The sequence below is a fragment of the Enterococcus sp. 10F3_DIV0382 genome (assembly GCF_002140245.1).
In the GTDB taxonomy this organism is placed as follows: domain Bacteria; phylum Bacillota; class Bacilli; order Lactobacillales; family Enterococcaceae; genus Enterococcus_B; species Enterococcus_B lactis.
The window spans coordinates 1,841,888-1,862,553 of the sequence record NZ_NGMF01000001.1; the positions used below are offsets into that span (position 1 = coordinate 1,841,888).

The 20,666-nt window shown below is 39.9% G+C and carries 13 protein-coding genes and 2 pseudogenes; 4 read left to right on the forward strand and 11 right to left on the reverse strand.

Translation table 11 applies throughout. The features are described from left to right. Positions 1-40: 40 nt before the first annotated feature. From lpdA to guaC, 6 genes are all read right to left on the reverse strand, one after another. Positions 41-1,447: a dihydrolipoyl dehydrogenase gene (lpdA, locus tag A5849_RS09270; RefSeq protein ID WP_002289686.1), complete on the reverse strand. Its 1,407-nt coding sequence runs from the start codon at positions 1,445-1,447 to the stop codon at positions 41-43. Between the two features lie 7 nt (positions 1,448-1,454). Beyond that, on the reverse strand, positions 1,455-3,098 hold the full coding sequence (locus A5849_RS09275; RefSeq protein ID WP_002309460.1) for a dihydrolipoyllysine-residue acetyltransferase: 1,644 nt from the start codon (positions 3,096-3,098) through the stop codon (positions 1,455-1,457). Between the two features lie 24 nt (positions 3,099-3,122). Then, positions 3,123-4,100 carry an alpha-ketoacid dehydrogenase subunit beta gene (locus A5849_RS09280; protein WP_002292208.1) on the reverse strand — a complete coding sequence of 326 codons (978 nt, stop codon included), beginning with the start codon at positions 4,098-4,100 and terminating at the stop codon, positions 3,123-3,125. Positions 4,101-4,102: 2 nt separating this feature from the next. Next, the gene (gene pdhA / locus A5849_RS09285) at positions 4,103-5,212 is read right to left on the reverse strand and encodes a pyruvate dehydrogenase (acetyl-transferring) E1 component subunit alpha (protein WP_002309462.1); all 1,110 of its coding nucleotides are present in this window, start codon (positions 5,210-5,212) and stop codon (positions 4,103-4,105) included. A gap of 461 nt (positions 5,213-5,673) precedes the next feature. Then, positions 5,674-7,098 carry a PLP-dependent aminotransferase family protein gene (locus A5849_RS09295; RefSeq protein ID WP_002344174.1) on the reverse strand — a complete coding sequence of 475 codons (1,425 nt, stop codon included), beginning with the start codon at positions 7,096-7,098 and terminating at the stop codon, positions 5,674-5,676. Between the two features lie 134 nt (positions 7,099-7,232). After that, positions 7,233-8,210 carry a GMP reductase gene (guaC, locus tag A5849_RS09300; protein WP_002309467.1) on the reverse strand — a complete coding sequence of 326 codons (978 nt, stop codon included), beginning with the start codon at positions 8,208-8,210 and terminating at the stop codon, positions 7,233-7,235. Positions 8,211-8,665: 455 nt separating this feature from the next. On the opposite strand from guaC, the pseudogene A5849_RS09305 reads away from it, so the two are divergent. Further along, positions 8,666-9,884, forward strand: a pseudogene (locus A5849_RS09305) (IS110 family transposase). 195 nt (positions 9,885-10,079) lie between these two features. Here the strand turns inward: A5849_RS09305 and mmsB are convergent. From mmsB to chvE, 3 genes are read right to left on the reverse strand one after another with little or no spacing between them, the layout of a single operon-like run. Then, entirely contained in the window at positions 10,080-11,285 is a 1,206-nt protein-coding gene (gene mmsB, locus A5849_RS09310; protein ID WP_002344173.1) for a multiple monosaccharide ABC transporter permease, read from the reverse strand. Position 11,286: 1 nt separating this feature from the next. Further along, on the reverse strand, positions 11,287-12,813 hold the full coding sequence (gene mmsA / locus A5849_RS09315) for a multiple monosaccharide ABC transporter ATP-binding protein (RefSeq protein ID WP_002313836.1): 1,527 nt from the start codon (positions 12,811-12,813) through the stop codon (positions 11,287-11,289). Between the two features lie 53 nt (positions 12,814-12,866). Further along, positions 12,867-13,955 carry a multiple monosaccharide ABC transporter substrate-binding protein gene (gene chvE / locus A5849_RS09320; RefSeq protein ID WP_002313837.1) on the reverse strand — a complete coding sequence of 363 codons (1,089 nt, stop codon included), beginning with the start codon at positions 13,953-13,955 and terminating at the stop codon, positions 12,867-12,869. A 219-nt stretch (positions 13,956-14,174) separates the two neighbouring features. Here chvE and A5849_RS09325 point away from each other — a divergent pair, with 219 nt between their 5' ends. The 3 genes and pseudogenes from A5849_RS09325 (at position 14,175) to A5849_RS09340 (ending at position 18,213) form a co-directional block, all read left to right on the forward strand. Next, positions 14,175-15,191, forward strand: coding sequence for an ABC transporter substrate-binding protein (locus A5849_RS09325; protein ID WP_002344171.1), 1,017 nt, complete (start codon positions 14,175-14,177; stop codon positions 15,189-15,191). Between the two features lie 13 nt (positions 15,192-15,204). Further along, positions 15,205-16,656: a sensor histidine kinase gene (locus tag A5849_RS09330; RefSeq protein WP_002345067.1), complete on the forward strand. Its 1,452-nt coding sequence runs from the start codon at positions 15,205-15,207 to the stop codon at positions 16,654-16,656. Continuing rightward, positions 16,649-18,213 (forward strand): annotated as a pseudogene (locus tag A5849_RS09340) (response regulator). Before A5849_RS09330 ends, A5849_RS09340 begins: the two are co-directional and overlap by 8 nt. Positions 18,214-18,344: 131 nt before the next feature. On the opposite strand, the gene A5849_RS09345 reads toward A5849_RS09340, so the two are convergent. Both A5849_RS09345 and purD read right to left on the reverse strand, forming a co-directional pair. Continuing rightward, entirely contained in the window at positions 18,345-19,259 is a 915-nt protein-coding gene (locus A5849_RS09345; RefSeq protein WP_002309474.1) for an aldo/keto reductase family oxidoreductase, read from the reverse strand. 122 nt (positions 19,260-19,381) lie between these two features. Further along, the gene (gene purD / locus A5849_RS09350; RefSeq protein ID WP_002309475.1) at positions 19,382-20,656 is read right to left on the reverse strand and encodes a phosphoribosylamine--glycine ligase; all 1,275 of its coding nucleotides are present in this window, start codon (positions 20,654-20,656) and stop codon (positions 19,382-19,384) included. Positions 20,657-20,666 lie beyond the last annotated feature (10 nt).

The following is a 20,666-nucleotide window of genomic DNA, read 5'->3' on the forward strand; positions in this document are numbered from 1 at the left end:
CAACTGATTTCTCAGTTGCGTTTCGCCTATATTATTCAAATCAAATATGAATTGGCAAGCCTAATGCTAATTCCGAAGCATCCATGACGATTTCGCCAAGAGATGGATGCGGATGAATCGTCAAGGCGATATCTTCAGCATTCATTCCTGATTCGATTGCTAAAGCTAATTCAGAAACCATATCGCTTGCACCGACTCCCCCGATTTGTGCACCAATCAGCACGTTATCTTCAATCGTCGTAACTAGACGGATGAATCCTTCTGTTTTACCAAGCGATAATGCTCGACCGTTCCCTGAAAATGGGAATTTATATGCTTTTGCTTCGATACCAGCATCTTTTGCTTCTTTGATCGTCATACCTACAGAAGCCAATTCAGGATCAGTAAAGGCTACTGCCGGCATTGCTTTATAATCTACAGCTACTTTTTTGCCAGAGATTGCTTCAGCAGCGATTTTTGCTTCATAACTGGCTTTGTGTGCTAATGCCGCCCCTGGAACGATATCACCGATGGCATAGATATTAGGTACGTTCGTACGTCCTTGTTTATCTACCGTGATCAATCCTCGTTCTCCTACTTCGACGCCTGCTTGTTCTAAGCCCATATCATCCGTATTCGGACGACGACCTACAGTGACCATCACATAATCAGCAGTAACGGATTCTTCTTTCCCATCCACTGCATATTTCACTGTCACGCTGTCGCCGTTATCGACTGCTTCTTTCGCCATTGCATTCGTTACGACTGTTACGCCTTTTTTCTTGAAATCATCTTCTACTAATTTTACTAAATCTTTTTCGTAAGTTGGTAAAATTTGTGGTGAGCCTTCAAGGATCGTTACTTCTGCTCCTAAGTTTGCGTACGCTCCGCCCAATTCGGCACCAATCACACCGCCACCGATGATCACAAATTTCTTAGGCACTTCTTTCAATGCTAATCCGCCAGTAGAATCTAACACACGTCCTCCGAACTTAAATCCTGGAATCTCGATTGGACGGGAACCTGTTGCGATGATTGCGTTATTGAACGAATAAGTTTGAGCTGAATCTGGATGAATGACGCGTAGTGTGTGATCATCTACGAAGAACGCTTCTCCTTCGATTGTTTCAACCTTATGTTTTTTTAATAGGAAACCAACACCAGAAGTCAACGTATGAACAACTTTGTTTTCTTTCCATTCTTGTGTTTTCGCAAAATCTAGTTTGACATTTTCACTAGTTACTCCAAACATTTCAGAATCTAGTGACTCTTGATAATGGTGTCCTGCAGCTATCAGTGCTTTTGAAGGAATACAGCCGACGTTCAAACAAACACCGCCAATATACTCTCTTTCAATGATTGCTACTTTTTGTCCCATTTCAGCAGCGCGGATGGCAGCTACATAGCCACCAGGTCCCGCACCGATTACAACTGTATCTAATTCTACAGCAAAATCTCCAACTACCATTTGTTTATCATCCTTCCATCATTAATAGCTCTGGATCAGCTAAAAGACGTTTGATATTATTCATTGCTTGTTGCGCAGTTGCTCCATCTACGATACGGTGATCGAAACTTAATGACAGTTTCATCACACGACCGACAACGATTTCGCCTTCAGCATTTACGATTGGTTGTTGTGCAATCGTTCCTACACCTAAAATAGCTACTTCTGGATAGTTGATGACTGGTGTAAACCAACCGCCACCTACAGATCCGATATTGCTGATCGTAATCGTTCCATTGCGCATATCTTCTGCAGATAGTTTGCCGTCATGAGCTAATTTTGCTTTCTCATTGATTTCGTCTGCAATAGCAAACATTCCTTTGCGGTCTGCATCTTTCACATTTGGTACATATAGTCCGTGATCCGTATCAGTTGCAATACCGATATTGTAGTAATGTTTATAAACGATTTCTTGGTTTGCATCGTCGATAGATGCATTCAATACTGGGTATTTCTTCACAGTCGCTGTTAAAGCTTTCACGACATATGGCAAGAAAGTAAGTTTCGTACCATTTGCAGCAGCAACTTCTTTAAATCGTTTCCGGTTATCCCATAGTTTAGACACTTCTACTTCATCATGCAATGTCACGTGTGGAGCTGTATGCTTACTGTTGACCATTGCTTTAGCAATAGCTTTACGTGTTGGTGTCATTGCTACACGTTCTTCCAAATCTCCTAAGTTGGACTTGAATGGTTTTGCTGTTGCAGCTGGTTTGCTTTCTGCTGCAGCAGCTGCTTCTTTCGGCGCTGCCGCTTCTGGCGCTTCTGATTTCGCTGGTGCACTGCTTGGACCACCTGTCAAGAAGTTTTCGATGTCCTCTTTTGTTACTCTGCCACCTTTTCCAGTTGCAGTTACTTGTGAGATATCTACATCTTTTTCGCGGGCAAATTGACGAACAGATGGCATAGCCAATACACGTTTATTGGGATCGGCAGCTTCAACGACACTTGCTGAACCTGATGTTTCCACTTTTTCTTTTGGTGCTTCAGCTGATGGCGCACTAGTTGATGGTGCACCATTGTGTCCAGGAGCATCGATTTCTACTAACACGTCCCCAACATTTGCTACTGTGCCTTCTGGGACAATCACGTTTTTAACTGTCCCGGTTACGGGTGACGGGATTTCTTCTACTGATTTGTCGTTTTGAACTTCTAATAATGTATCATCTTCATTGATTGTATCTCCTGGTTTGACGAACCATTTGACGATTTCACCTTCTGCAATTCCTTCACCGATATCCGGTAACTTGAATTGGAAGACTCCTTCGCTTGACGATCCAGCTGATTCTGTATCAACAGTTGGTTCAGCAGCCGGGTTAGCTGGAGTTTGGGATTCTGCGGCTACACCACTGTCCCCTTCATTGTCTTCGTGTCCTGGTGCATCGATTTCTACCAATACATCCCCAACATTTGCTACTGTACCTTCTGGAACAATGACATTTTTAACCGTTCCTGTTACAGGTGAGGGGATTTCTTCTACTGATTTGTCGTTTTGAACTTCTAATAATGTATCATCTTCATTAATCGTATCTCCTGGTTTGACGAACCATTTGACGATTTCACCTTCTGCAATTCCTTCACCGATATCCGGCAATTTAAATTGATAAGCCATGACTTTGTTTCGTCCCTTCTTTTCTTAAAATTCCGCGATTTCTTTTACTTTGTCTTCGATATCTTTTGCGTTTGGCAACCAAACATTTTCTGCTTGACCAAACGGGAAGACTGTATCAGGTGCAGAAACTCGTCCGATTGGGGCTTCTAATGAAAGGATAGCGCGTTCTGAGATCTCAGAAACTACTTGCGCAGCAACACCCGCTTGTCGTTGTGCTTCTTGGACAACGACTACGCGACCCGTTTTTTCCACGGATTGAATGATCGTTTCTACATCTAATGGCGCAACTGTACGAAGATCAATGATTTCAACAGAGATATTTTCTTTTGCAAGATTATCTGCTGCTTTGATTGCTTCACGCACCATTGCCCCGTATGTGATAACAGATACATCTGTTCCTTCACGAGTAACTGCTGCTTTGTCCAAAGGAACTTCGTAAGCTTCATCCGGCACTTCTTCTCGGAATGAGCGATATAGTTTCATGTGTTCTAGGAAAACAACTGGATCGTTACTTCTAATAGAAGAAATCAATAGTCCTTTTGCATCGTAAGGATTTGATGGGATCACTACTCGAATACCAGGAGACTGGGCAATCAAACCTTCTAAATTATCTGAATGCAGTTCTGGTGTATGAACACCGCCACCAAATGGTGAACGGATCGTGATTGGTAGATTTCTAGTACCGCTCATTCGATATCTTGTACGAGCCATTTGAGCTACTACTTCATCCATTGCTTCGAAAATAAAACCAAAGAATTGGATTTCAGGAACTGGACGAAATCCTTCCAACGCAAGCCCAAAACTCAACCCTGCGATTCCAGATTCAGCTAAAGGAGTATCGAATACTCGGTCTTCTCCGAATTTTTCCTGCAATCCTTCAGTTGCCCGGAAAACTCCTCCGTTTTTCCCAACATCTTCACCAAAAACAACGACATTCTCGTCATTTTCTAGTTCAAGTGCTAAGGCATCGGTGATTGCTTGGATCATTGTTTTTTGTGCCATGATTATTTCGACTCCTTCGCTTCATAAATTGCAATTTGTTCTTTGATTGATTGTGGAGATACTTCGAACATGTTTTTCAAGAAATCTGAAACCTTTTGTTTTGGAACTTTGTCGGCTTCTGCGATAGCTGCTTTGATTTCTTCTTTAGTTGCTTCAATCACTTGTTCTTCTTTTTCTTCAGACCAAAGTCCTTTTTCCGTCAGATATTTACGGAAGCGGATCAATGGATCTTTTCTCTGCCATTCGTCATCTGTGTCTTTTGTACGGTAGCGTGTTGGATCGTCCCCAGATAGTGTATGGGGTCCGTAACGATAAGTCAGTGTTTCGATTAGGACTGGTCCATTTCCGCTGATCGCCCATTCCCGTGCCATTTTAGATACAGTATACACTGCAAGCGGATCCATTCCATCGACTTGAATACCTGGAATCCCAGCTGCGACAGCTTTTTGTGCAAGTGTTTTTGCTGCGGTTTGTTTTTCACGAGGTGTAGAGATCGCATACCCGTTGTTTTGGATATAAAACACAGCATTTGCATGGTAAGCGCCAGCGAAATTGATTGCTTCGTAAAAATCACCTTGTGATGAACCGCCATCACCAGTATAAGTGAAGACAACATTTTTCTTGTTGCGTTTCTTCAAACCTAATGCAACACCGGCTGCTTGTACATATTGTGCACCGATGATGATTTGTGGTGGTAGAGCTTTCAATTCTTCTGGATAAGAATTACCTGCAGCATGTCCTCTAGACCATAAAAATGCTTGGGATAAAGGTAAACCATGTTTTACTAGTTGAGGGACATCTCGATAACCTGGAAGAAGAACATCTTCTTTATCAAATGCATACGCGCTGGCCAGCTGACTTGCCTCTTGTCCTGCAGTTGGTGCAAAAAAGCCTAGGCGTCCTTGGCGGTTCAGCGCTGTGGAACGTTGGTCTAATACACGAGACCATACCATGTGAGTCATTAATTCAACGAGTTCATCATCGGATAAATCAGGTACTAAATCTTTGTTAACTACGTTTCCATCTTGATCAAGTGCTTGATATACTGGGAAATCTGCATTGACTTCATCTAGCAGTGCTTGGAAGTCGATCGGTGCTTTTTTGTTTGCCATTTGTCACACATTCCTCTCTCATCTATAAGAAAATCTCTTCATTCTGCGATTGAAACAGCGAATAAAACTGTATCACTATTTAACCGTCTTCATTAATAAATTATCATGGATTTATGAGAAATACAAGCTAAAAGCACAAATTTTCACGATGAAAGGAAATTATGTCAATCCGCATATTAACAGCTTTAGTGAATATAATCACAATTAGGAAAGCGTTTTATATTTAGGCTGTGTTTTTTCTATTTTCTAATCAAACTTACAATGATCTGTTTCTATTTAGAAACGCTGGTGTTATACAGTTTTGCTGCAACTATTTATTTTCTTAAGACATCGTGAATGGCTATACAAAGAGTGTATTTTTCTCTAATACTTTGCCTCGTCTTCTTTTTACGAAAAAAAAAGAAACAGCCGGAAATTTAAATCCCAGCTGTTATATTCTTTAATCTTTTTACTTTGTGAAATTATTCTGTTAACCACTGTTCTAAAATTTTCATCTTTGAATAAAACAACGATATGTTGGCTTCATCTAGACGACTGTAATTGATTCTGATTCCATTTATATCTTGCCCAAAAAGTAGACTTGGTGCGATTCCTAGACCCAAATCTACTACTTTTTCTGCTAGTTGAGGGTCCAGCTTTTTTCCATCCCAAGTGATCCAAGCATAATAACCACCTAAAATCGAATGAAGCTTGAAAAACGATTGAGACTCCGCCCAAATGCTTATCAGTTGGCTTTTTTCTTTCAATTTTTTTCTTACATCCAACATTTTCAAATCAATTGCTTCATCAAATATATTAGCGGCCGTGATTTGTGTAAGGATGTTCATCGAAAACTCCATCATTTCTTGCGCTTTAGCTAGTTGCGAGATAAAGGCCTCTGGTCCGATCAACCAACCGATTTTCGTTGTTTTTCCTAAAATTCTAGATAACGAACCGACATATAATACATTATCCGGATCAATCGTTCGTATAGGAAGAACTTCATCTTGGTTTAGAAATGAAAGGTCCGTAAATACATCGTCTTCAATAATTGGAAGCCGATACTGCCGACACAATTCTACTAGCTTTTCTCGTCGCTTTTGACTCATCACTTTTCCTGTAGGGTTTTGAAAATTGGGGTTGATCAGCACTGCTTTCAATTTATTTTTATGGATCGATTCTTTCAGTTTTTCTAAGTCGATCCCTTCTTCATCCATCGGTATCCCAAATAAACGCGTTCCTGAAGCTTTGAAAAGAGGTAATCGGTAAAAAAAAGAAGGTGACTCTACAGCTATCCCCTCTCCAGCAGAAAGAATCGTTTGTAAGATCAAAAAGATTGCTTGCTGACCACCACCAGTCACCAGAAGCTGGTTTAGGGAAAAGGTCAGTTCAAATTTACTTTCCAAATACTGTTTGATTTTGTTACGTAACGGAGTATAGCCTAAAAGATCCATTTCTTTTTCTTCCGCTAAGATTTCTTCAAGAGAATAAGAAGGAAACTCAAAATTCGGCAAAAGCTCATCTGGCATCTCACTCGCATATAAGTCAAGGAACAATGTTTTTTGGCTCTGCTTTGCTTCTTTTATTTTTTGTTCATACCAATCCGTCTGTTCATAGCGAGGTGAGATCATTCGTCGCCAATCGATTCTTGGAACGGCGAATTTCCCCCATTCAGTCTGATTGACGAACCAACCGCTGCCACGTTTACTTGTTAATACGCCAAGCTCTCTAAGTTCTTCCAATGCATGAACAACGGTGGAACGATTTACACCAAAAAATTGCCCTAGTTTTCGTTCCGATTCAAGTTGATCTCCAGGATTGATTCTTCCACTTTCGATTTCTCTCATGATCTGTTCCATGATTTGACGATAAATCGGTCCTTGTTTTTTCTCTACTTTTCCCCACATAGTCCTCTCTTTTCTGTTGTCCATTCTTTCTATTGATTTTACCGAATTTACGAGAAAAAAGAAAAGCTTTTTTTGCAAAACATAAAAAACGGAAGGTTCTGTTATGAACCTTCCGCTGATATTTTACTCATTATTTAGATCGTATCTCCATTAAAAATCGAATTTTTCACGATGACATAATCAACTTTCCGAATGGATTCCAGATCTCTTCCTCCAGCATATGAAATAGATGACTGAAGGTCTTGTTGCATTTCCACTAGTGTATCTTTCAAAGATCCTTTATGTTGGATCCAGATTTTCTTTCCTTCAACATTTCGTTTTTCACCTTTTTGGAATTCTGAAGCAGAACCAAAGTATTCTTTATATACAATTCCGTTTTCGACTTTTGTTTCGCCAGGAGATTCCTCGTGACCGGCAAACAATGAGCCAATCATAACCATTGTCGCTCCAAAACGGACAGATTTTGCAATATCGCCATGTGTTCTGATCCCACCGTCAGCGATGATCGGCTTGCGAGCTGCTTTCGCACACCATCTAAGAGCGGCCAGTTGCCAGCCTCCAGTTCCAAAGCCTGTCTTGATTTTTGTAATACATACTTTTCCTGGACCAATCCCGACTTTTGTTGCATCTGCACCCGCATTTTCCAATTCACGGACGGCTTCCGGTGTACCAACATTACCGGCAATCACAAAAGTTTCAGGCAAATATTTTTTAATATGCTGGATCATATCAATAACTGAGTTAGCATGTCCATGTGCGATGTCGATAGTGATATAATCAGGATTTAGCGATTCTTCTGCCAACTTCTCTATAAAGGAATATTCCTCTTTCTTGACGCCAACACTGATTGAGGTAATCAATCCGCGCTTTTTCATTTTTTTGATAAACGGAATTCGGGCTGCTTCATCAAACCGATGCATGATATAGAAATAACCATTTTCCGCTAAGAATTCTGCAATCGTTTCATCAATAATCGTCTGCATGTTGGCAGGCACTACTGGCATTTTGAATGTATGTTTACCTAATGTGACCGTTGTATCACATTCAGAACGGCTATTTACGATACATTTATTAGGAATTAATTGAATATCTTCGTAATCAAATACTTTCATTACATTATCCTCCTGATGTTCACATCCAGCAAAACACGAACATTATTAATTTAATCAGGGCTTTTTTTAGCGCCCTATGTAATTTAACTCAATTAAGCGAAAAAATCAAGAGCAAAAAGAGAATTTATACGAATGGTAAAAAAACATACATTATTTTTAGTCTATACAAACGAAGCAATGAATGTTCGCTTTTAGCGAAAAACATACTAAGATTAGAGGGGAACATCATTGACGAATGATGTTCTCCTCTATTTTCTATTTTTAGATTATAGTGAAGAGTGAAAGAAAGTTCGAACAAAGCCTTGAGGACTACGAGTCCCTATCAAAAACCGAACTTCTTTACTGTCATTTTAGAATCAGGTTTACGTATGTTGGGGCCATGAGCCCGTGTATAGGAAATTGGAATCGAAATGAAGCAGTAAAGTTCTTTCAAAACTTAAAAAGGAGGAAAACAAATGCCTTACATTCTTGCATTAGATGTTTCAATGGGACACATCTACAGTGTCCTATACAAAGACGACACCTGCTTATTTGAAGACGAGATCGAACACACTCAAAGAGGATTTCATGCATTACTCGAAGAGATCCAGCACTTGCCTGAACGTCCATTGATTGTTTTTGAAGCAACGGGGATTTATTCCAGACCAGTCGAAAAGTTCTTTCAAGATCATCACTTTTCTTACTGTTTGTTAAACCCGTTAGAGGCGAAAAAACAGATGGAAGAAAGCACCTTACGCAGTTGGAAAACAGATAAATCGGATGCCCACCGGCTCGCACAGACTCATCTTAAAAATCAACGTCAGCCAAAAGAAGTACAAAGCAATTTTTACTTAGAGATGCGCGATTTAGCCCGTTTTTATCAAGAAATTGAGAAGAAAATCACTCGTCTGCGCATGGATTTACACAACTGCCTTCAATTGACTTTTCCAGAGCTTGAACAGTTCTTTTCAAACAGGCTGACCCCTTACGCATTGACATTGATCCGTCTTTTTCCCCATCCAGATTTTGTATTGGCATCTACTCGGACAAAAATAAAAAATAAACTGATCAACGAAACACGGAAAAAAATCTCCGCGAATCGTGCCGAGCAAAAGGCAGATCAAATCATCCACTATGCACAGTGTGCCTATCCAGCTGTTGAAAAAAGACAGTATCCACTGTCAAAAAACGATCTATTACGCCGAACTTCTCCAAGATTTACTCGAACAAAAAAAAGCACTGGCGACACAAATGATCAAAAAAGCCGAAGGCTCTCCTTGCTTTTTGTTGTACCAAACGTTCCCTGGGATTGGCGCACTCACAGCCGCTTTATTGCTCGGTGAATTAGGAGATATCACACGATTTAAAACCCATAAACAATTGAATGCCTTTGTCGGAATCGACATCCGACGGTATCATTCAGGTAAGTATACTGGCCAAGACCGCATCAATAAGCGTGGTAATCCCAAAGCACGGAAAATTATTTTCTTCACCATTCGAAATATGATTCGCCAGCAACGCGCAGCTCCTAATCATATTGTCGATTATTACTACAAATTAAAAAAGCAACCTATCCCTAAGAAAGATAAGGTTGCCACAGTTGCTTGTATGAACAAGCTTCTGAAATGTATGCACGCTATAGTTAGGGCACATACAGAGTACGACTATGCGTACGCGGTCTCAGTGGACCATTAACTAAACCACTTACAGTATACCACTTCTTTGCCCAGATCGAAAATTTTTTACGAACGGGGCTTTATTTGGTGTGCCTTGATTTTGTCGCTTTCGTTTACGAGCTATTTTTCTTGCACCTTTTACTTGACTAATCGTAGGAAAAAGGCTGTGACAAATGTCTTGTCACAGTCTTTTTTCTGAATAAACGATGTTCTCCTACGTTGTCCGTTTTTTCTTGTTATACAAGTCTAATACAACGGCTAAAAGCAAGATCAACCCTTTGATCGCCTGCTGCCAATCTACCCCAACGCCTAAAATCGACATGCCATTGTTCAATACACCCATGACCAAGCCACCGACAATCGCCCCCATAATCGTTCCGATGCCGCCAGATGTCGAAGCACCACCAAAATATACTGCCGCCATCGCATCTAGTTCCATCGAAGTACCCGCTTGAGGTGTCGCCGCATTTAACCGAGCTGCTAAAACTAATCCAGCTAAAGCTGCCATGACTCCCATGTTGACGAAAACCCAGAACGTGATCCGCTTTGTTTTGATTCCTGATAGTTCAGCCGCTTTTCGATTTCCGCCCGTCGCATAAATCTGGCGACCTGCTACTGTTTTATTTGTCAAAAACCCATATGCTGCGACGATCAAACCGAGAATGATCAAAATGATCGGATATCCTTGATAAGAGGCAAAGATATAAGTTATCCCTAGTACAACGACTGCTGTAAATACCGCCTTTACCAAGAAAGCTGTTGGAGATTCCACTTCAAATAAATGATTTTTCCGACGATTTCTTGTTCGCCATTGTCCAACAACTAACACGATGGTGATGATCATTCCTAAAATCAATGTCAAGAAGTGAAGGCTACTTCCTTCGCTTAAGTCTGGTAAATAACCCGTAGACATTTTTTGGAAAACAGCTGGAAAAGGTGCCAGAGATTGGCCTCCTAGAACAACTTGTGTCAGTCCACGAAACATCAGCAATCCTGCTAAAGTCACGATAAACGCCGGTATCCCAGCATAAGCTACCCAAAAACCTTGCCATGCGCCGATCAGCCCGCCTACTGCAAGACATGTGATGACTGTCACCCACGGGTTCATTTGGCGATTGACCATCATCATGCCCGCAATTGCACCAACAAACGCCATCACTGACCCTACCGACAAATCCACATGACCTAAGAGCACAACTAATAACATCCCTGCAGCTAGTACTAATATATGACTATTTTGCAAAACAAGGTTAGTTATATTCAATGGACGCCAGAAAATACCATCTGTCATCAATTGAAACGCAATAAGTAGTCCCGCTAAAATGATCACCATGCTGTAGCGACCAAAAAGATCAGCTGCTCTACTTTTCAAATTTAGTTTTTTCTCTTTTTTATCCGTAAGATTTTTTGCTTGTTCCAACTTACCCCACCTCTTCTTTCGTCATTAATTTCATCAAGACTTCCTGATCTGCCTCTTCTCGCGAGACTTCTCCTGTAATACGTCCTTCGTTCATCGTATAGATCCGATCACACATTCCTAAGATTTCAGGAAGTTCAGAAGAGATAAGACAGACAGCTTTGCCATTTGCTGCCATTTCTTCGATAATCGTGTAGATCTCGTATTTTGCCCCAACGTCTATCCCACGGGTTGGCTCATCTAAAAAAAGAATATCGGGTTGTGTCATCAGCCACTTGGATAAAACGACTTTTTGTTGATTCCCACCACTAAGACTACTGACAATTTGATGGATGGAGTTTGTTTTTATACGCATCTTTTTCCGGAAATTTTCTGCCTCAGTTACTTCTTTTTCTTTATCTAATACTCCTTTTTGACTTATTTTATCCAAACTGCTCAGCGTCACGTTTTCCCGAATATCCATCAGCAGATTCAGTCCTAAAGATTTTCGGTCCTCCGAGACATAAGCGAGTCCGTTTGCAATGGCTGAAGGAACGGTCTTAACTGATATCTCTGCCCCTTCCTTTAATATACGTCCGGATATCTTGCTTCCATAAGAATGTCCAAATAGACTCATAGCGAATTCAGTTCTGCCCGCTCCCATCAGCCCAGCTATTCCTACAATCTCTCCTTTTTTCAAATGCAAGTTGATATGGTCGTTTATGATTCGCTCCTGATCAAGAGGGTGATAGACCGTCCAGTCTTCTACTTTAAAATAAACTTCTCCAATATCCGGTTTTCTTTCAGGATAACGATCAACTAAATCTCTGCCCACCATCCCGCGAATAATACGCTCTTCGCTGATCATTTCATTTTCTAGCGTCTCAATCGTCTGTCCATCCCGTAAAATAGTGATTCGATCTGCGATATCCACGATTTCATTCAGCTTATGTGAAATAATGATGGAGGTTACACCCTGCTCTTTCAGCTCTCGGATCAATCTCAGCAAATTCGCGCTTTCTTCTTCATTCAATGCAGCGGTAGGCTCATCCAAAATCAATAGACGGACGGATTTTGATAATGCTTTAGCTATTTCAACTAGTTGCTGTTGCCCTACGCCAATCTGGGATACTAGAAGATTCGGGTCGATAGACAAACCGACTTTGTTCAGCAATTCATACGTTTTCTTTTCTGTCAGTTCCCAATCAATCACGCCTCTTTCTGCTTGTTCATTTCCGAGAAAAATATTCTCTTTTACTGAAAGATAAGGACTTAGTGCTAATTCTTGATGAATGATGACGATGCCTTTTTCTTCACTATCTTTCAAATCTTTGAATTGACACAGCTTTCCATCATAAAAGATTTCCCCGTCATAGGAGCCATATGGATACAAGCCGCTCAAGACATTCATCAATGTTGATTTTCCCGCTCCGTTTTCTCCGCACAATGCATGGATTTCCCCACGTTCAATCATCAGATTCACGCAATCTAACGCTCGGATTCCAGAAAATTTTTTGGTGATATCTGCCATTTTTAAAATACAATCCGCCATAATTCTTATCCTCTCTCTGACTTAGATCTCTTTAGTTCCTTGTTTGGTTCCTCTCAATTTTTCAGATCGGATTCTTTATAATAATCTGTGTCGATCAGCTCTGCTTGATAATTATCTTTATCGACAGATACTGTATTTGCTAAATACGTAGGAACAGTTTTCACCCCATTATCATAAGTTTCAGTATCATTGACCGGAACCTCTTCTCCATCACTGATTGCTTTGATCATTTCAATCGTATTTTTTGCTAAGATACGTGTGTCTTTAAAGATCGTTTGTGTTTGTTCCCCGGCAATGATCGATTTGACGCCAGCAACTGTCGCATCTTGTCCAGTAATCACAGGTAAAGGTTTACTTTCACTCCCATACCCCACGCCTTTTAATGACGAAATGATTCCTAAACTTATTGGATCATATGGCGACAAAACAGCATCCAATGTTTGGTCAGTATAATTTGCGCTTAACAGATTATCCATCCTTGCTTGCGCCGTAGAACCATCCCAGCGAAGCGTAGCGATTTGACTGAAACTCGTCTGTCCAGATGGCACGATCAACTGACCGTTGTCCATATATGGTTGTAAAACAGACATCACTCCGTTGTAATTAATTAGTGCATTGTTGTCGTCAGGCGAGCCACCAAATAATTCAATCGTGAATGGCCCTTTTCCTTCTTTCAATCCTAAGTGCTCTTCAATATAAGCTGCTTGCGATACACCTACTCCAAAATTATCAAAAGTCGCGTAGTAATCGACATTTTCTGAATTCATCAGTAAACGATCATAGGCGATTACCTTGATATCTGCTTCTTTTGCTTTAGCTAACACATCAGTTAAAGCTGAACCATCGATAGAAGCAATCACAAGTGTATCTACCCCTTTTGTAATCATATTTTCGATTTGCGCTACTTGATTTTCTACTTTATCTTCTCCGTATTGAAGATCTGTTTTATAACCCAGTTTTTCTAATTCTGAGACCATGTTGTTCCCATCAGCGATCCATCTTTCTGCTGATTTGGTCGGCATAGCGATTCCTACATACCCCGTACTATCATCTGCAGATCCTGAATTGCCACACGCACTTAATAGAATGCTTGCGGTCAAAATAGCGATACTCCCAAGAATCTTTCTAAATTTGTTTTTCATTTTTTATCCCCCATTTCAATTGATACACCGAGTATAGCTAATAAAGAAAGCGTTAACATTGATTTTTTTATGGGATTTACTTTAAATTTTTTAGGTGTTCTTTTTTTGTCTTGGATTTTTTTAAGTTTCTTGGATTTTTTTCGATTAATTCCTTTTGACTTTGATTTTCTCCTTTATCTGATAAGATAGTACTAACAAATCCAGATGGAGTGATCTAAAGTGAAACGTGTTTTATTTTTTTTAGCCCTTATTGTAATCGCTTACCAAATGATGGGGTGTACACCTAATACAAAGGAAGCACCTGACCCACTAGTCGTTGGTTTTTCGCAATCAGGAACGGAGAGTAGCTGGCGGAAAAAGCATACTGAATCAATTATCACTGCGCTTGAAAAAGAAGATTACCAAGTTCTCTACCGAAATGGCTACATGAATCAGGAACGGCAAATCCAAGATATACGGACATTTATTGCCTATAAAGTGGATATGATCATTTTTACTCCATTGCAAGAATCCGGGTGGGACTCTGTATTAAAAGAAGCAAAGCGAGCAGAGATCCCTGTCATACTTGTCGACAGACATATTCAAACGAATGATCCCGAGCTTTTCGTCACCCACATCGGCCCCAGTTTCAAAGCAGAAGGAAATCGGGCGGGTTTATTTGTCAGCAATCACTTCACAAATTCAAAGAAACAGGAAATCAGAATCCTAGAACTTGCTGGTTCAGAGAACTCCACACCGACCAAGCTACGCTCCGAAGGATTTTTGGAATCAATCAATCGTAAACCAACCCTAAAAAAAGATGGAACTATTGACCATAAACCTCCAATGACTATTGTTCACCGAATTGTCGGTGATTTTATTCGGATGAAAGGAAAAGACCAGATGAAACGATATTTAGAAACAAATGATTTATCCAAAATCGATGTATTATACAGCCATAGTGATGAAATGACTCACGGTGCTTTAGCTGCGATAAAAGAAACATCAATCAAACCTGGAGAAGATTTGATCATTGTAACGATTGATGGACAAGAAGATATGATCGAGAATCTACGCTCAGGAATCGTCAATTGCGTAGTCGAGTGTAAACCTGATGTCGGCTGGTATGTAGCCAATACCGTTACTCGTTATTTTGGAAATCTTCAAACAGGAAAAACACTACCTAAAGATATTTTTATTTCCGAGACTGTCTTTTCCCAACAGAATATAGCTAATATCCCAACCAGAAATTATTGACTGGAGAAGTATCATGACAAAAAATTTAAGCATAAAACAGATTTTTGCCCAAGCAAACAAAGCCATGCTTCTATTTGCTGTTATCCCTTTGCTACTGAGCATACTGTTATATTCGCAACAGCTTTTGATTTATCAACAGACGATCGCAAATATCCAAAAAGCAGATGCAATTGCTTTGAAGGTTGATCAAAAAGTTTTGGAAAGTATGTGGGACTTGATTTCTGGCCAAGTAACCGTAGATGAGTTCAATAAGGAAAATATCCTAGAAGAACTTAGGAATGACATTCGAGAGATCAAAAATAATACCAATACACTTAAAGAAATTAGTACGTTAGATGTATCGTTACGTACGATCGATACATTGGAAGATTATCAAACTGAGCTCATTCATCATATCTTGGCAGAAGATTTTATGGATACCAATGAACAGATCATCAATCAGGTAGATTCTGTCACTCAACTACTGTCAGATATTTTACAGGACTTTGTTCGTGTGGAAATCGACTTAGCAAGTCAAAAAAATACGACGCTTGTCCGCTCACTCATTTTATTAACAATAGTAGAATTGGGGGTTCTTAGTACTATTTTTTTCTATGCGAAAAAGAATCGTCGCTTTTTAGAACAAAAGGTCCAAGAGCCGATCAATCAGCTGATCACAATGTCCGAACAGCTTTCTTCAGGAAATCTTGGATTTCGTTTAAACATGCCAGAAACACAAGAACTACAGACACTTACCGCTAGTATGAACAAAATGGCGGAAGAACTAAACCAGTCTTTACGGGAAAACGCTTTGAAACAATACCATTTAGCACAAAGTGAAGTTCGTGTATTGCAAGCTCAGATTACTCCCCATTTTATTTATAACAGTTTGGATGCCATCATTTCTTTGATCGAACAAGACTGCTTTGAAGAAGCTCTGACTATGACCCATGCACTTTCCGGCTTTTTTCGTACGTCTTTAAGCAAAGGACAAGACTGGATTCCTCTTGAAAAGGAAATCAGCCATATCAATGATTATTTGGTCATTTTAAAAATAAGATATAGACATATGCTTGACTATAAGATCGATATACCAGAAACACTTTTTCCTGTTTCTATTTTAAAGATGATTTTGCAACCATTGATCGAAAATGCTGTGTACCATGGAACAAAGTATGTTCGTCACAAAGGATTTATTCGTATTACTGCATGCAAAATCGACGAAATGATCCAATTCAAAGTCATAGACAACGGTATTGGCATTCCTGCAGAAAAACTAGCAGAAATACGTAAAGAGTTAGCCAAAGGGATCGATTCAGATTTCAGTATCGGCTACGGGCTTTACAACGTAAACAAGCGTCTCCTTCTCTATTACGGAAATAATCAAAAACCTATCACGATTGACAGCAAATACCGAGAAGGGACAACTGTCACACTGACGATTCCTATATCTCCCAAAACAATTGGAGGAAACAAATATGTATAAAGTTTTTATCATCGAAGACGAATACCTCATTCGCAATAACTTACGGGAACAAATAACTGCCCTTGGTTCATATTATCCAATCACATATGTCGGGGAAGCTGGAGATGGTGAGATGGCACTGTCTTCGATTATCGACTTACAGCCCGATATCATTCTGACTGATATCCAAATGCCATTCATGGACGGTTTGACTTTTTCAAAAGAAGCAAGGAAACTGCTTCCTTGGACTCGCCTCATATTTATTAGCGGATTCGACGATTTCGATTATATGAAAGGGGCAATCCAAGTACAGGCAGATGATTATCTACTTAAACCAATTAAAAGCAACGAATTGAAACAAGCAATAGAAAAAGCAGTGACTGCTTTAGACTTGCAGCAAAAAGAAACGCTCCCTTCTTCTGACCTTGTTTTCGAATTGAAAAAAATCATTTCTTGAACGGTTTGTTCAAAGGCTCACTTACAATCAGTGAAACATTGAAACTTGCTGAATCTTTCAATCGCTCTTTAGCAGGGAAAAAAATGACCGTATTATTAGCAGCAAACCAAGTCAGTACAGACTTTGAAGATTACGCTCATCTCAGTGATTATTTGAAGTTTTTATTTAGGGAGAATCAACAAGTGATTTTTTCTGCTGTTTCCTCGCGATTCATTAAATTTTTAATAGTTGATCCTCTTGAAGAAAATGTAATCGAGACCAGTTATCAGGTAGCCCAAACGTTGGTCCATGAATTAGAGAAGGGACAAAAAAATAATTTTTCTGTCGCCATCGGTCCTGTCGCAGAAAGAATCAGCGAATTACCTGCATCTTTCGAGATCACGCAGATGATACTTGAAACTGCCAGTTCCCTTAAAGATCAAATTATCAGCTATGAGGATTTGATTAAAGAAGCGAAACTTCCAGTTGATTCTGTCTTTTACTTTGATCTCTCACTTGATTTGTCTTCATTATCGAAAAACGAAGTATCTAAGTACATCGAACACTTGACGAAACCACAAGGCACACCAACTCGAACACGATTATATCGTTTATTTGTCTTGACTAAGCTACTCCAGCATGTCTGCCTGAAAGAAAAGGAAATCCCGCAAGAAATGGTTCATTGCACATCCACCAGTCAACGCTTAGCAATCAGCGCCGACGATTCGCTTTACCGTTCGACTGTTTATATGTTCATTTCTTTCTTAACTGCTCTGCCCTCACAGCCTTCAAGGAACAAATATCAGCCAATTTTGAACCATGCATTGGATTTTATCAAAGAAAATTTTACCGATCCAGATATGTCCTTAACTTGGGTCGCTCAACAAGTTGCATTAAGCCCCTCTCATTTCAGTACGATTTTTTCTCAATCGTTTAACCAAACATTCATCGATTATCTGACAGAACAAAGAATCGAATTAGCAAAAAAATTATTACAGCAATCAGACTATCGTATCTCAGATATTGCTTTTGAGATTGGTTATAATGACCCTAACTATTTCAGTTATTTATTTAAGAAAAAACAAGGGATTTCCCCAAAAGAATATCGGACACAGATTTTCCTTGAAAACAAAAATAAATAATAAATAAAATCCGTACAGTGATACTCTTTCCCGTTGTAATTAAAAAAAGATGGAATATCTCGAAGCTGAAAATAGCTTTCAAGATATTCCGCCTTTTTAATTGATCGCACCGTTCACCTGCATGACAACTTTTAAGGTAAAATGTTTCCAGCAGCACGGTACAATTCGTACCAATCTTCCCGAGACATATTAATTTCTGATGCTTGAGCGATTTCCTTGATTCGCCCTACGTTCATCGTACCGGCGATTACTTGCATATTGGCTGGATGGCGCAAAATCCAAGCAGAAGCCAAGCCAGTTGGTGTCGTTTGATATTTAGCTGCTAGTTCTTCTAATGTTTGGTTTAATTCAGGGAATTTTTCGTTCCCGATAAATACACCTTCAAAAAATCCATACTGGTATGGCGACCACGCTTGGATCGTCATATCATGCAAACGGGAATAATCAAGTACACTACCATCATGGTCGATACTTGCTTCATCTGTCATATTGACATGAATCCCTTGATCGATCATTCCAGTATGTTTCAAGCCAAATTGCAGCTGATTAGCTACTAATGGTTGACGAACATATTTTTTCAGCAATTCGATTTGCATTGGTTTTTGATTGCTGACACCAAAATAACGGACTTTACCTGATCGTTCCAATTCATCAAATGCTTCAGCTACCTCTTCTGGTTCTACCAATGTATCTGGACGATGAAGAAGTAAAGCATCCACATAATCCATTTTCAGACGGGTCAAACTTTTTTCCACAGATTCAATGATATGTTTTTTAGAAAAATCAAACATCACACCTGGAACGATTCCACATTTTGTTTGAATAAAAAGATCTTCTCGTTTGATTGATGTTTTTGCTAGAGCATCTGCAAAGATTTCTTCACATTCACCGTTCCCATAAATATCTGCATGGTCAAAAAAATCAATGCCGTTTTCATAAGCTGTCTCAATCACTTTTACTGGATCTTCCGCATTGTTGATACGCATACAGCCTAAGATCACTGCAGCTACTTTCTGGTCAGAAGTACCTAATTGAATTTTTTTCATCTGAACTCCTCCTTATTTATATACACAACAAAAGCGTACCACACTCTTTATGAAAAGGCTTCACTAAAATCGACACTTCCGACTATATTTGTTGTATTTTTTTATAAATGGAAGCAGCTGATTTACTTCACGACCAATTCGCTATTGGCAGCTTTTTCTCCAATATCTGTACGATAAAACGTTCCATCTGTCGTTTTATCCATTAACGCGGTGTAGATTTTTTCCTGTGCTTCTTTGATCGTCTCACCATATGCTTCTACTAAATAAAGACGACCTCCTGCTCCAACTAGTTTGCCGTTATTTGAGGAAACTCCAGCATAGTAAACAGAAAGCTCTTCTTCCAGAAAATCTGGTAGAACCATTCCTGTCTCATATTCTTCGGGGTAACCGGCAGCTGCCACCACAACACCTACATTGTATCCTTCTTGCTGCCACTTTAACTCTACTGCACGATTCTCTAATAAATCATCGATTACTTGCGCAAAGTCACTCTTCAACCGAGAAAGAACGACTTGCGTTTCAGGATCACCGAAACGAGCATTAAATTCGATCACTTTTGGTCCTTCCTTCGTAGCAATTAAACCCGCATATAAAACACCCGTGAAAGAGCGTCCTAGTTCTTTCATTCCTAAAGCCGCTGGTTTCAAAACTTCTTCCACAGCTTTTTCAATCATCTTTTTTGGAATTTGCGGTACTGGTGAATAAGCTCCCATCCCCCCTGTATTTGGCCCTTTATCGTTATCAAATGCCCGCTTATGATCTTGCGAAATGACCATCGGATACACCTTGGTATCACGGACAAACGCCAAAAGGGAGAATTCTTCTCCTGCCAAAAACTCTTCTACGACGATTTTTTTGCTGCTGTTCCCAAATCGATGCTGGTTCAACATTTGTTCTGCCGCATCCAGCGCTTCCTTCACTGTTGTAGCCACGACTACACCTTTTCCAGCTGCTAAGCCATCCGCTTTCACTACGATTGGCGCACCGTTTTCTTTGATATACGCTGCTGCTTTTTCGTAACATTCAAAACTTCTGGATTTAGCTGTCGGGATTTGATACGTCTCCATCAATTGTTTAGCAAAACTTTTCGAACCTTCGATCAGAGCTGCTGCTTTTGTCGGACCGAAGATTTTCAATCCTTCCGCCATAAAATCATCGACGATTCCATTTAATAAAGGAACTTCAGGACCAACGATACTCCAATCAATAGCCTCTTTCTTAACAAAATGAATTAATGCTGAATGATCTTGATCACTGATAGCGACACAATTGATGCCATCCTTTGCCATTCCAGGATTTCCTGGCGCACAATACACAGTATCCACCTTCGGACTGTCTAAAAGTTTTTTACTTATTGCATGTTCACGACCACCTGCACCGATCACCAAAATGTTCATTTATCCGACT